Annotated in this window: 9 protein-coding genes; 4 read left to right on the top strand and 5 right to left on the bottom strand. The window is 34.7% G+C overall.

Features of this window, described 5'->3' with window-relative positions:
• Positions 1–6: 6 nt before the first annotated feature.
• The 3 genes from pgmB to B0A75_RS01335 all read right to left on the bottom strand — a co-directional run bounded on the left by pgmB (position 7) and on the right by B0A75_RS01335 (position 3,245).
• Positions 7–660, bottom strand: coding sequence for a beta-phosphoglucomutase (pgmB, locus tag B0A75_RS01325; RefSeq protein ID WP_089052495.1), 654 nt, complete (start codon positions 658–660; stop codon positions 7–9).
• 26 nt (positions 661–686) lie between these two features.
• Positions 687–2,033 carry an MFS transporter gene (locus B0A75_RS01330; RefSeq protein ID WP_089052496.1) on the bottom strand — a complete coding sequence of 449 codons (1,347 nt, stop codon included), beginning with the start codon at positions 2,031–2,033 and terminating at the stop codon, positions 687–689.
• A 180-nt stretch (positions 2,034–2,213) separates the two neighbouring features.
• The gene (locus tag B0A75_RS01335; RefSeq protein WP_089052497.1) at positions 2,214–3,245 is read right to left on the bottom strand and encodes a LacI family DNA-binding transcriptional regulator; all 1,032 of its coding nucleotides are present in this window, start codon (positions 3,243–3,245) and stop codon (positions 2,214–2,216) included.
• 236 nt (positions 3,246–3,481) lie between these two features.
• Here B0A75_RS01335 and B0A75_RS01340 point away from each other — a divergent pair, with 236 nt between their 5' ends.
• The 4 genes from B0A75_RS01340 (at position 3,482) to B0A75_RS01355 (ending at position 11,915) form a co-directional block, all read left to right on the top strand.
• Entirely contained in the window at positions 3,482–6,463 is a 2,982-nt protein-coding gene (locus B0A75_RS01340; RefSeq protein ID WP_089052498.1) for a SusC/RagA family TonB-linked outer membrane protein, read from the top strand.
• Positions 6,464–6,500: 37 nt separating this feature from the next.
• Positions 6,501–8,123 carry a RagB/SusD family nutrient uptake outer membrane protein gene (locus tag B0A75_RS01345; protein ID WP_089052499.1) on the top strand — a complete coding sequence of 541 codons (1,623 nt, stop codon included), beginning with the start codon at positions 6,501–6,503 and terminating at the stop codon, positions 8,121–8,123.
• Positions 8,124–8,147: 24 nt separating this feature from the next.
• A complete protein-coding gene (locus B0A75_RS01350) occupies positions 8,148–8,969 on the top strand; it encodes a SusE domain-containing protein (protein ID WP_089052500.1) in 822 nt (273 codons plus the stop codon).
• 75 nt (positions 8,970–9,044) lie between these two features.
• Positions 9,045–11,915, top strand: coding sequence for an alpha-amylase family glycosyl hydrolase (locus B0A75_RS01355; RefSeq protein ID WP_089052501.1), 2,871 nt, complete (start codon positions 9,045–9,047; stop codon positions 11,913–11,915).
• A gap of 129 nt (positions 11,916–12,044) precedes the next feature.
• Here B0A75_RS01355 and B0A75_RS01360 read toward each other — a convergent pair whose 3' ends face one another.
• Together B0A75_RS01360 and B0A75_RS01365 are read right to left on the bottom strand one after the other, a co-directional pair.
• Positions 12,045–12,272, bottom strand: coding sequence for a DUF6814 family protein (locus B0A75_RS01360; protein WP_089052502.1), 228 nt, complete (start codon positions 12,270–12,272; stop codon positions 12,045–12,047).
• 12 nt (positions 12,273–12,284) lie between these two features.
• Entirely contained in the window at positions 12,285–13,781 is a 1,497-nt protein-coding gene (locus B0A75_RS01365; RefSeq protein WP_089052503.1) for an MFS transporter, read from the bottom strand.
• Positions 13,782–14,081: the final 300 nt, after the last annotated feature.

Raw genomic sequence — 14,081 nt, forward strand, 5'->3', positions numbered from 1 at the left:
CATTTTCTAATTGATTAATTTTTCTATAAAGCTTGTTTCGATTTGGGTGAAATCTTTAAAAATGAAATCAGCTTCATGCAAAATTGTTTCCTCACCAATTCCCACGCTTACCATTTCGCCTATGTTTGCTGCCTGAATTCCAGCAACAGAATCTTCAAATACGATTGAGTCTTTTGGATTAATGTTTAATAATTGAGCCGCTTTTAAGAATACTTCAGGATCTGGTTTTGCATTGGTAACGTCATTTCCGTCAACAATAACATCGAAGTAAGACAGGATTCCTGTTTTTTCTAAAATTGGTCTTGCATTTTTACTGGCAGAGCCCAATGCAATTCCTTGGTTTTTATCTTTTAATAGTTTTAGAATTTTTAAAACTCCTGGAAGAATCTCACTTTCATCCATGTGTACTAAATAAGATAGATAATCTTCGTTTTTTTGAATCAGCCATTTGTCTTTGTCTTCTTGCGAAGCCTGAACATTTCCTAATCCAAGTATAATGTCAAGAGAGCGAACTCGGCTTACGCCTTTTAAAAGTTCGTTGTCTTCATGTGTAAAATTTATATTTAATGCTTTGGCAATTTTCTGCCATGCCAAAAAGTGGTATTTAGCGGTATCAACGATTACTCCGTCAAGATCGAATATGAAGGCTTTTTTGTTCATTTTAAAGGAAATTCTTCTTTATGATTTTAAATAGTGTCGTCTACATCTTTTACTTTGTAGACTAAAAGAGCGGCAATTAAAAAACTTACTCCGCTGGTAATTAAGGCATAAATGGCATCGCCATTGTAAAGATATTTTACAATTGGACCACCAATTAATGCGTTTACAATTTGTGGGATAACAACAAAAAAGTTGAAGATTCCCATGTAAACTCCCATCTTTTTTGGAGCAATAGATCCTGCAAGAATTGCATACGGCATTGCCAGAATACTTGCCCAGGCAACTCCAATTAAAATCATTGGCAACACAACCCAGTCTTCATTTGGCATAAAATAAATAGAGATTAAACCAATTCCTCCAATGATTAATGATACAGCGTGAGTTGATTTTCGTCCGATTTTTTTTGCGATGTACGGTAAGAAAAACAAAGCGACAATAGCAGAAACGAAGTTGTAAACGCCAAATAGAATTCCGACCCAGTCACCAGCGTCTTGATATTGTTGACTAGACGTATCGTCTAATGGTAATCCGTAAATGTGATGCGCGATTGCCGGAGTTGTAAAAACCCACATTCCGAATAATCCGAACCAAGAAAAAAACTGCACCCAGCTCAGCTGACGCATTGTGGTTGGCATTTTTGCGAAGTCAGTAAAAATATCTGTAAGTTTTGATTTTTCTTCAGAATCAGAAGTTACATCATTTTGAGGATCTTCAAATTTGGCTAATTCTTCTGGCGAATATTCTTTGGTTGTAAACAGTGTAACTAAAATAGAACCAATCAGAACCGCAGCGCCAATAATAAATGACAAAGTCAGATTTAAGGGAACGCTTCCTGGAACTGTACTGTTTGGTATATGAAACCATTTTGTTAAAACATAAGGAAGTGCAGAACCAATTACGGCTCCAAAACCGATCAATGAAGTTTGAATACTAAATCCTGCTGTTCGCTGATCTGTTCTTAAATTATCACCAACAAGTGCACGAAACGGCTCCATGGCAATGTTGAAAGAAGCGTCCATTATCATTAACATTCCGGCTCCAACCCATAAAGCGGGTAATACTGAAATGAAAATATTGGCCTGCGGCATTAAAATTAATCCTACCGAAGCTAAAATCGCACCTACTAAAAAGAAAGGTTTTCGTCTGCCGAATTTTCCCCAAGTTTTGTCGCTGTAGTGACCAATAACAGGCTGTACTATTAATCCCATTAAAGGAGCAATAATCCAAAACCATGATAATTCATGTACATCGGCACCAAAAATTTGAAGAATTCTGCTGGCATTTGCATTTTGAAGTGCAAATCCCATTTGTATTCCTAAGAAACCGAAACTCATGTTCCAAATTTCCCAGAAACTTAATTTACGCTTTTCCATTATCGTAATTAAAGAATTAATTAGACGATAAGCGCTTTGCTTATCAAAACTTACTGTTTTTTTCGAAGTAAAAGTAAAAGCTTTGAGCAGGCGTAAAAGTATTAATTATTTTTTTAAATATGCTAACAAAAAAGCCATAAATTTTTTTTATGGCTTTAGAAAGGGTTGATTTTAAGAATTTTAGTCAGTAGATTCTCGTTCTATTAAATGTGTTTCGATAACTTCGGTAGTGTAATTTTCATTTTCTTCGTCATCATCATCGTGTTCGGCTTCGAGTCTTTCGATCAGCATTTTAGCTGCTTTATTTCCCATTTTTTCGCCGCTTTGACTTACTGTTGTAATACTTGGAGTGGAGTATTTTGAAATGATTCCGTCAGTAAAAGCGATTACCGCTAAATCTTCAGGGATTTTTAATCCCATTTTAGAAGCGGTTTTAATAATGGTTACGGCAAAAAGTTCGTTTACCGCAAAAACAGCATCAAAAGCTCTGTCGTGTAAAAGCTGGCTGATGGTAATTTCGCAAGTATCTACATCTTCAATTTTAATAATTAAATCTTCATTGAAAGGAATTCCGTTATCTCGAAGCGCTTTTTCGTAACCGTCGGTTCTTAGTTTTCCAACACTTACATAATCGACTGTGGTAACTAATGCAATCTTTTTTCTTCCGTTATCAATTAAACTTTGAACTGCTTCATACGCAGCAGCTTTATCATCAATAATAACTTTATCGCATAAAATATCGTTAGTAACACGGTCAAACATTACCACGGGCATTCCTTGATTGATGACTTCGGTGATGTGATGAAAGTCGCCTTTGAACTGTGTTTCTTTAGAAAGCGACATGATAAAACCGTCGATACTTCCGTTGGCTAACATTTCCATATTTAAAACTTCTTTATCGAAAGAATCATCAGATAAACAGATCACAACACTGTAACCATGTTCGTTAGCCACTTGTTCGATTCCGTTAATTACGGTAGAGAAAAAATGATGTACAATTTCCGGAATGATAATACCAATACTTTTGGTTTTTCGATTTTTTAAACTAAGGGCAATATTGTTGGGTTTATAGTTGTAAAACTTTGCAAATGCCTGCACTTTTAAGCGTGTTTCTTCGCCTATTTCAAGACTGTTTCTTAGTGACTTAGAGACAGTTGAAATGGATACGTCGAGTTCCTTTGCAATTTGTTTTAGTGTTATTTTACGTTTCATAGTACTTATTTGAAAAAAATCTAATTGACAATAAAGGTGAATAATATTTTTGGGATTGACAATTTTTGACTTAAAAGATTACAAAAAATAGAAAGTTTTCAACACTACCACGTTTTCGTAAACCAATTAAAAATGCCTCTTGTTGAGCGTGTTAATTAATTCCTAATTTTGAAATTCGAAGTAAAATTAAAAACTTAACTAACAATCAAAAACTCAAACTAATTTAAACAAAAAGTATGAAAACAATTTACAAAAAGTTGTTATTTTTATTCCTATTGTTGCCATTTACGGTGCTAGCTCAAAGCACTTTAAGTGGGACTGTTGTCGATAAAGCAACAGGTCAGCCAATACCAGGAGTAAACGTAAATGTACAAGGTGCTCCAACTGGTGCATCGACAGGATTTGATGGTAATTACCAATTACCTAATGTTAAAAGCGGAAGTAAAATTTCTGTTTCTTTCATTGGATACAAAACTCAAATTCTTGATTATAATGGACAAAAAACATTAAATGTTTCTTTAGAAGAAGATACTAATCAGCTTAAAGAAGTTGTAGTACAAGTAGGTTATGGTACTGTTAAGAAAAAAGACGCAACAGGATCTGTTTCTCAAATTTCTGCTAAAGAATTCAATAAAGGAATTAACGTTACTCCAGAGAGTTTGATCAGTGGTCGTATTGCTGGTGTAAATGTTATTACTGGAGGTGCGCCAGGAGCTAAAGCAGATATTAGAATTCGTGGAGGATCTTCATTAAGTGCATCAAATGAACCATTAATTGTAGTTGATGGACTTCCTATGAGTAATGCGGTTCCTAGTGGATCAACTAGTATTTTGTCTACAATTGACCCAAATGATATCGAATCTTTTACAATATTGAAAGATGCTTCTGCAGCTGCAATTTATGGTTCTAGAGCTGCAAATGGTGTAATTGTAATTACTACTAAAAAAGGAACAAAAGGCGGTGTAAAAGTTAACTTTAATTCGCAAGTAGGTATTAATACTGTTGCTAATACAGTAGATGTTTTAAGCGGAGATCAATATCGTGCTTTAGTAAATGAAAAAGGAACTGCTGCGCAAAAGGCTTTATTGGGTACAGCAAATACTGATTGGCAAGATGAAATTTTCCGTACTGCGTTAACAACAAACAATAATATCTCTGTGAGCGGTTCATTGTTTAATAAATTGCCAGTACGTTTATCTGTTGGAAATGTAGATACTCCTGGAATCTTAAGAAACACTTCTTTTGAAAGAACAACGACATCGTTATCGTTAAATCCAGTTTTATTTGATAATCATTTAAAAATTGACATTACAGGAAATTTAGCTTTTGGAAAAAATCAATTTCAAGATGAAGGACCAGTAATCAGCAGTGCTATTATATTTGATCCAACTCAGTCAGTTTACCAAGCAGGTTCTCGTTACGGAGGTTATTTTGAATGGTTGGAAGCAAATGGAAATGTACCATTATTACCAGCAAGAAACCCTGTTGCAAGATTGAATCAAGATGAGCGTAGAGCAACTTCTACTAGAAAATGGGGTAACATTAGATTAGATTATAAATTTCATTTCTTCGAAGATTTAAGAATTGTTGCTGAAGCAGGTATCGATAAATTTGATAGTAATGGTTATACAAGAGTGAGTACTGAAAGTATTACAGGATATCAACCGACAACATTCGACAAAGGAAACTGGACTAATTTAGGAGGATATACAGGTTATACAGACAGCCGTCAAAATAAAAACTTAAATACTTATTTTAACTATACTAAAGATTTAGGTAAATTTAAAATTGATGCTACAGCTGGATATAACTACCAATTGTTTCAACGTGAGGGGTATAACTCTGGCGATGTCATGAGACCAAATCCGCCTTCAGATGTTACTACAGATCCAGATGTTAACTTACAATCGTATTTCGGACGTTTGAATTTAGGATACGACAGCAGATACTTGTTGACAGTAAATTATAGAAGAGATGGAACTTCACGTTTCTCTAAGGAAAACAGATGGGGTAATTTTGCCGGAGGTGCGTTTGCATGGAATGTAGCGGAAGAAGATTTCTTAAAGGACAACGGGACTTTGTCAAGTTTAAAATTAAGAGTTGGATACGGAACTACAGGACAGCAAGATATTCCGCCTGCATACGATTATTTACGTCGTGTAACTTTAGGAACGCTTAATACTCAATATGTTTTTAACGGTGTTATTTCTAAAGCGGCAAGACCAGAAGGATATAATGAAGATATAAAATGGGAAGATTTAGCCGAGATGAATCTTGGAATAGATTTTGGATTTCTTAATGAAAGAATAACAGGGTCTGTTAATTATTTTGATAAAAAATCGAGTGATTTATTAGCAAATATTCCTGTGCCGGATGGTGCAAACATCAGAAATCAAGGTTACAGCAATATTGGTAGTGTAAGAACAAAAGGGGTGGAGTTCAGCCTTCAGTCTGACATTATTAAAAATGACAAACTAACTTGGAATGTTGCTGTTAATGCCACTTATATTGATCAAAAAATTTCTGATTTAGGAACTACTGTTCCAGGATTTCAAGGATACTTAACAGGAGATAATATTGCTGGGGGAACAGGAAACCAAGTGTTGATTCATTCTGAAGGGTTTGCACCAAATTCATTCTTTGTATTTGAACAATTATACGATGCAAACAAACGTCCTATTCAAGGTGCGTATGCTGACAGAAATGGCGACGGTGCTATTACTGATGCGGATCGTTATATCTATCATAAGCCAACTGCAGATTATACTTTTGGATTGTTTTCTACTTTGAATTACAAAAACTTCGATTTCACAATGAACTGGAGAGCTAGTTTAGGAAATTACATTTTTGATAACGTAAGTTCTGACAAAGGATATTTACAAGCAGGTTTAAGAAGAGACTCTGATTTGGCTAACATTACTACAGATTATTTTAATACTGGATTTACTACTGAAAGTAACTCTAATGGAACGCAGCGTAACTATTCAAATTACTTCGTAAAAGATGCTTCTTTTATTAAGTTGGATAACATCGTATTTGGGTACACTATTAATAAGAAGGTATTAAAAGCGGCAACGTTGAGATTTACTGCTGGAGTTCAAAATGTTTTTGTTCTTACGAAATACAATGGTTTAGATCCTGAGAAATTTAACGGAATTGACAATAACGTTTATCCAAGAGCTAGAACATTCTTGTTTGGAGTAAATGCGAATTTCTAATAGTACATTGAAAATTAAAATTTAAAAAATAAATAAAATGAAAATATCATTTAAATATATATCTTATTTTCTCCTATTCATTTTAGGATTAAATATGACACTTACTTCGTGTACGAGCGATTTAGATGTGAAGCCGACAGATGATGATGAGTTTCTTTCTGATGACTTTTTTAAAGATCCGGGATCTTACAAACAAGTATTGGCAAAACTATATGCTGGTTTGTATGTAGGTGGAAATGATGGTGATACAGATCCTAACAGCCCATCTGGGGATATTGCAGGTATTGGTGGTGACTTTAGCAGTTACTTGCGATTGTTATTTGTTACACAGGAGTTTCCAACAGATGAAGCTATTATAGCTTGGTCAGATGATGGTTTGCCTGCGATAAATGGACAAAAATGGAGTCCGAGCAACCAGTTCTTGTACGGAGTTTTCTCAAGAGCATTTTATGAAATTAGTGTTGCTAATGAGTTTTTGAGACAAACAACAGATGAAAAACTAACGGAACGTGGTATTGATACTGCTACAAAAGCCGAAATTGTGAAATTTAGAGCAGAAGTTCGTTTCTTAAGAGCGTTTTCATACGTTAATTTAATGGATTTGTTTGGTAATGTGCCAATTACTACAGAAAAAGATCCAGTTGGTTTCTTTTATCCAGAACAAAAAACAAGAGCAGAAGTTTTTGCTTTTGTAGAGTCAGAACTAAAAGATATCGACAATACTTTAGCGCCTTCTAAAGCTAATGAATATGGAAGGGTTGATAAAACAGCAGCTAAATTTTTATTAGCACAAATTTATTTAAATTCTAAAGTTTACACAGGAACTGAAAGATATAATGATGCTGCTACAGTGTGTAATGATATTATAACAGGTTCTGCATACACTTTTGCAGATGTGCCTTATCGTTATTTATTCTCTGCTGATAATAATAGAAATGGAGCACAAAGTGAATTTATTTTTCCAATTGTTGGAGATGGTAATGCAATTAGAGCAATAGGTGGTGGTATGAGTTTTATTATTCATGCGTCTATTGGAGGAAGTATGGTATCAGCTAATCAAGGTATGGATGGAGGCTGGTCTGGAACAAGAGCAAGACCAGAATTTGTTAAATTGTTTCCTGATGCAACAGCAACTGCTGATCAAAGAGGTACTTTTTACACTAACGGGCAAACTCTAGATATTGCTGATTATGGAGTATTTACTAATGGGTATGCAGTTACAAAATTTGTCAATGTTAATTCTGATGGTACTGCTGCGCAAAGAAATGATATGCCAGATACAGATTTCCCAATGTACAGATTGTCAGATGTTTACTTGATGTATGCTGAGGCAACACTTAGAGGAGCGTCATCAGGTGATATTACAAAAGCTTTAGGATATGTAAATAAAATTAGACTTAGAGCTAAAGCGGGTGTTATTACAGCTTCTGACTTAACTCTGGACTTTCTTCTAGATGAAAGAGGAAGAGAATTGTTTTGGGAATGTCACAGAAGAACAGATTTAATTCGTTTTGGAAAATTTACAGGAGGAGCTAAAATATGGCAATGGAAAGGCGGCGTTAAAAATGGAAGCGGAACGGAAGAGTTCAGAAATTTAATGCCTATCCCTTCAAAAACTATTCAGGCAAACCCAACTTTAAAACAAAATCCAGGATACTAACTAACCATATAAAAAAATAATAAAATGAAAAACATATATAAAATTTTAATCGCATTCATTGGTGTTTTAGCAGTGTCATGTAATGCTGATGATGTAGAAGAGAGACCAGTAATTGAGCCAGTTACAGCTCCAGTTTTATTAAGCCCTCAGAACGATTTTAATATTGTTCTTACAAAGGAAAAAGAAAAAGAGGTTGCAACAACTGTAATATGGAACGATGCTAAGTACGATGGTACAGCAACAGTTGTAAATTATACAATTGAAATTGCAAAAGCAGGAACTAAATTTGCAGCTCCTATAGCAGTAACTACAACTACAGCTCGTTTTAAAGCTTTAACAGTGGCCGAATTGAACTCAGCTTTAGTTAACGGAGGTTTTGTTGAGAAAGAGGAAAACAGTGTTGACATTCGTATTAAATCTACTGTTGGTACAGGTGCAGAAGCGCAATACTCTAATTTCTATACTATTAAAGCGACTCCATATCACGTGCCATTGGCAACTTCTCATTGGTTAGTTGGAGCAGCTACTCCAGGTGGATGGTCATGGGATGGTGATGCTGAAACAGAATTCCCATTAGTAGTTGGAAAAACAAATGTTTACCAAGTAAAAGTTGTTCTTAAAAGCGGAGAAGCATTTAGAGAGTTTTTATCAAATGACTTTACAAGTGGTGGTAACTGGGGTGCTAGTAATAGCCATAACTACACTTATTATTCAGGATTAGGTTATACTATAGATTCAGAATTAGTAAATGCTGCCGATGGTGATAGTAACTTTAAATACACTGGACCAACTGGACTAAGAACTTTGACAATTGACAATGGTGCAAAAACTATAACAGTAGATTAGTTCTAGCATGAATAATTAAAGGGCTATCTGTATAAGGTAGCCCTTTTTTAATCTAACTAACCATTAACCGCAAATATGAAAAAAACTTTACTATTAATTTTTCTATTGTTATCTACGGCAATTTTTGCACAGGTGCAAACTATAACCTATTCTATAAATCCGCCGACTTTTGAAGATACGACCTCTATTACAATTACAATAAATGGAAATAGTATAAACGAATCAGCTTGGTCAGTAACAGGAAATGCATTGTATCTTTGGTCATGGTCTTATGATGTAAATGATACCAGTCAACAAGATTCACCTTCTAATGGATCTTGGACCGCTTCGGCCGAAGCTGGTAAATTTACTTATAATGCAGGAACAGATACTTATACGAAAACATTTACGCCGTCTGCCTATTTTAATAGAAACGGAATCGGAAAATTTGGTTTCCTTGTAAAAGCTAAGGATGGTACTGGATCTAAACAGTCACAAGATATTTTAGTTGAGGTTGGTTCTTTTCAGGTAACATTGTCTTCTCCTGTAGAGAACAGTAATACTGTTGTTGCAAATGGAGGAAGTTTAAATATTGCAGTAACAAATACAAATGGAACAGCGAGTTACACCTTAAAATCAAATGGAGTAGTAATAGATTCTAATTCTAGTACATCTAGTTATTCGTTTAACCATACAAACATTACAAGTAATCAAAGTTATGAATTGAGTGTTACTCAGGCATCAACAACGGTAGTTAAAAAATTTACTGCGATTGTTGATCCCAATACCATTTCTGAAACTATGCCTGCAGGTTTGGCAGACGGAATTAACTATAATGCTGATGTTACAAAAGCAATTTTGGTATTAGATGCTCCTTTAAAAGATTTTGTTTACGTTGCAGGAAGTTTTAATAATTGGCAGCCCACATCGGCGTATGCCATGAAAAAAGATCCTGTTTCAGGTAAATTTTGGTTAGAATTGACAGGATTGGTTTCTGGACAAAATAATACGTATCAATATTGGGTTGTTGATAAGACTCCTTTAGCCAATTCACCTTCAATGGTAAAAACGGCGGATCCTTACTCAACTTTAGTATTGTCTCCGTATGATGATTCTTCAATTCCTGCAGTTTCTTATCCAAATATGCCGGTTTATCCAACAGGACAGAGTTTTGAAGTTACTGTGCTTAAAACAGGGCAGACACCATATAATTGGCAGGTTACTAATTTTACAAAACCAGAAAAAGACAAGCTAGTTGTTTATGAAGTATTAGTTCGTGATTTTGACGCTGCTCGAAGCTATCAAAGTTTGATTGATAAGATTGATTATTTTAAAACGCTTAAAATAAATGCAATAGAATTGATGCCGATAATGGAATTTGAAGGTAATGAAAGTTGGGGGTACAATACTTCGTTTCATATGGCTTTGGATAAATTCTATGGTACTTCAGATAAATTAAAAGAACTAATCGATTTATGTCATCAAAACGGAATTGCCGTAATTCTTGATGTAGCTTTAAATCATGCCTTTGGACGCAATCCGATGGTAAGAATGTGGATGAACGATCCTGATGGAGATGGTTTTGGTTCACCAACTGCTGAAAATCCGTATTTTAATACCGTTGCAAAACATACTTTTAGTGTAGGAGAAGATTTTAATCATCAATCTGCAAAAACACAATATTATGTAGAGCGTGTAATTAAGCAATGGATCGAAGAATATAAAATTGATGGTTTTCGTTGGGATTTAACCAAAGGATTTACTCAAGCCTGTACAGCATCAGACGAAAGTTGTACTAATAATTATCAGCAGGATAGAGTTGATGTATTAAAGAAATATGCGGATTATTCGTGGAGTTTAGATCCTACTCATTATACTATTTTCGAACATTTAGGATCTGATACAGAGGAAAAAGAATGGGCAAATTATAGAGTAAATGATCCAGTTAGCAAAGGTGTGATGATGTGGGGAAAAATGACAGATCAATACAGTCAATTGGCAATGGGATATGCATCAAATAGTAATATTTCAAGAATGACAAATTCAAGCCGTGGTTTTACAGCAAACAGATTAATGGGATATGCAGAAAGCCATGACGAAGAACGTTTAATGTATAGAAATTTGCAATATGGAGCATCAGGCGGAACTTATGATGTAAAAACGTTAAATACAGCCTTGTCAAGAATGTCAGCAATTGGAGCCGTTTCCTTATTGATTCCAGGGCCAAAAATGATTTGGCATTTTGGAGAGTTAGGCTGGGACAGCTCAATTTTTACTTGTAATAATAATACAGTAAATACAGATACAGATGCTGCTTCTGGCGATTGTAAATTAGATACAAAACCACAGCCTCAATGGACAAATAATTGGTTAGGAAATGCCAATCGAAATAAAATTTATTACGACTGGGCAAAAATAATTAATCTTAAAATAACGGAGCCTGTATTTTTAGGAACTGCAACAGTTGCCAGTGCTAATTCACTTTCAGTCAACATAAAAATTACAAACAGCGCTTTGGCAGCTACTCAGTTAAAAGACGTATTGATTTTGGCGAATTTTGATGTAACAGCGCAAAATGTACCAACAGGTTTTCAATATACTGGAACATGGTATAATTTAATGGATAACACCACAATAAATGTTTCTGATGTTAATGCTTTAATAAATATTCCCGCGGGAGAATTTAGAATTTATGGAAACAAAGTTGCGAATTTAGCTATAGCCGATTTCGAAAAAGGAGCAACAGTCAATTTATATCCAAATCCAGTTTCAGATTATTTTACATTAAACATATCGACAGCAAAAGTGCAGGTTTATAATATATCAGGACAATTAGTAAAAAGCTTTAATGCAAGCGGGAAAACAGATTTTCAGTATGAAGTAAGTGATTTAGAGGCGGGATTGTATATTGTAAAAGCAATAGATGAGAATAAGAAAACTCAGGTAATGAAATTTATAAAAAAATAATGTTTAGTTGATTTCTTTTAGTGCGTTTGAACTCAATTAAAAACAGCGGTAAGTTTTGGTTTGGTTAGTAGTGAAAAGGGCTTTTCTAGCAATAGAAGGCCCTTTTTTTATTGAAGATATACTGTTATTTTATTTCTTTCGGTCATTATATTCGCCAATTAAAGCAAAGTAGCCAAATGTACCAAGACCTAAAACAATTAGCGGCGTAAGAATAAAAAGAATAATAATACCAAAGACCAGATCGTCTTGTTTGTCCGAGAGCAATTTGGGCAAGCCAAATTCAAACACACAGAAATAGGCGGCAGCAATGGAAAGTACAATCCATAAAACACCTAAAATTTGTTTAATCGCATTCATAATAGTGGTTTATTAAAGGTGGTTAGTTTTGTTTTTGTTATCAATATAAATCATTCCAATTACGAAGCATATAGAAGCAATAATAATTGGATACCAAAGCCCGTCAAGATAAAAATCACTTTTTCCTGCTGCTTTTGAATGAGTTACAAAATAAGTTGAAATTGCAGGAAGCAAACCTCCAAAAATTCCGTTTCCTACATGGTAAGGAAGAGACATTGAGGTGTATCTAATTTTTGTAGGGAACATTTCAACTAAAAAGGCTGCAATCGGACCGTAAACCATAGTGACAAATAAGACCTGAATGAAAACCAGCAAAATCAAAGTCCATTCGTCGCTTGAATTGATATTGATCGAAATACTGCTTTGAGATTCTTTTTTATCGGCAAAATCAGTTTTTTTCTCTACGTAAGATGTTCCGTCAGTGTACGTTTTAGAAATTGTTGTTATGGTATTGTTCTCGGCTGTTGTTTCAGTGTTTTGTGTTGTCTTTTCTGTGATTTCGGTTTTATAACTTACATCAGTAGTACTGTACATCATTTTGTAAATTGGTCTGTAGAATAAAATCGCCAAAAGCATTCCAGTCATCATAATATATTTTCTCCCAACTTTGTCACTCAGCCATCCAAATACAATAAAAAATGGCGTTCCTATTAATAAAGCGATTCCTAGTAATCCATCGACTTGCGATGAATCTATGTTCATAACCGTTTTCATGAAACTCATAGCGTAGAACTGCCCGGTATACCAAACAACACCTTGTCCCATTGTGGCTCCAAATAAAGCCAGTAAAACAAATTTTAAATTGTATCGATTTCCAAAGCTTTCTTTTAGCGGATTCGTGCTTGTTGTTCCCTCTTTTTTAGCTTTAGCAAAAACAGGAGATTCGTCCATGTTTTTTCTAATTAAATAAGATACACCAACCATTGCTATAGAAACCCAAAAAGGAACACGCCATCCCCACGAATCAAAAGCTTCGCTCGAAAGTACATTTTTAGTGGCTAGAATTACCATTAATGAAATGAATAGACCGACCGTCGCAGTGGTCTGAATCCATGAAGTCCAATATCCTTTTTGATTTGCCGGAGCATGTTCCGCAACATAAGTAGCTGCGCCGCCATACTCACCGCCAAGTGCTAATCCTTGCAGTAAACGCAAAATTAAAACTAATAAAGGAGCTAAAAAGCCAATTGTTTCATAACTCGGAATACAGCCTATTAAAAAGGTAGAACCTCCCATTAATAATAAAGTAGCCATGAAGGTGTATTTTCGACCAATAATGTCGCCAAGTCTGCCAAAAAACAAAGCCCCAAAAGGGCGAACAACAAATCCGGCTGCAAAAGTGGCTAAAGTCGATAAAAATGCTGCAGTTGGATTATCACTTGGGAAAAATTTGGTTGAGATTACGACGGCTAAACTTCCAAAAATATAAAAGTCATACCATTCAATCATTGTTCCCATAGAAGAGGCAGAAATAACTTTCCAAATGCCCTTAGTAGAAGATTTACTCATAAAAACGCTCTGTGTTTTTGATAATAAATAAAAAGTTAAAATACGATTTTACGAATATATGAGATATTTTCTTATTCAGTCGTTACTTTTTTAACAAAATAAGCTTAATTGTTGAGATTCTATTTTTTAAAAGTAAAGAAGATTTAAAGAGGTTTTTAACCGCAAAGAGTGCAGAGAAAAAAACGCAAAGGTTCGCAAAGTTGAAAAATAACTTTGCGAACCTTTGCGAAAAAAACTTGCGCTCTTTGCGGTTAGGCAAAACAGAAAAGTATAGAAAACAAAAAACCCACTCATTGAGTG

Origin of the sequence: Flavobacterium oncorhynchi (assembly GCF_002217355.1) — a bacterium.
GTDB classification, from domain to species: Bacteria; Bacteroidota; Bacteroidia; order Flavobacteriales; family Flavobacteriaceae; genus Flavobacterium; species Flavobacterium oncorhynchi.

Bases quoted from the DNA above. Each gene is read 5' to 3' on its own strand.
- pgmB (WP_089052495.1), bottom strand. From the start codon at position 660: ATGAACAAAAAAGCCTTCATATTCGATCTTGACGGAGTAATCGTTGAT.
- B0A75_RS01330 (WP_089052496.1), bottom strand. From the start codon at position 2,033: ATGGAAAAGCGTAAATTAAGTTTCTGGGAAATTTGGAACATGAGTTTC.
- B0A75_RS01335 (WP_089052497.1), bottom strand. From the start codon at position 3,245: ATGAAACGTAAAATAACACTAAAACAAATTGCAAAGGAACTCGACGTA.
- B0A75_RS01340 (WP_089052498.1), top strand. From the start codon at position 3,482: ATGAAAACAATTTACAAAAAGTTGTTATTTTTATTCCTATTGTTGCCA.
- B0A75_RS01345 (WP_089052499.1), top strand. From the start codon at position 6,501: ATGAAAATATCATTTAAATATATATCTTATTTTCTCCTATTCATTTTA.
- B0A75_RS01350 (WP_089052500.1), top strand. From the start codon at position 8,148: ATGAAAAACATATATAAAATTTTAATCGCATTCATTGGTGTTTTAGCA.
- B0A75_RS01355 (WP_089052501.1), top strand. From the start codon at position 9,045: ATGAAAAAAACTTTACTATTAATTTTTCTATTGTTATCTACGGCAATT.
- B0A75_RS01360 (WP_089052502.1), bottom strand. From the start codon at position 12,272: ATGAATGCGATTAAACAAATTTTAGGTGTTTTATGGATTGTACTTTCC.
- B0A75_RS01365 (WP_089052503.1), bottom strand. From the start codon at position 13,781: ATGAGTAAATCTTCTACTAAGGGCATTTGGAAAGTTATTTCTGCCTCT.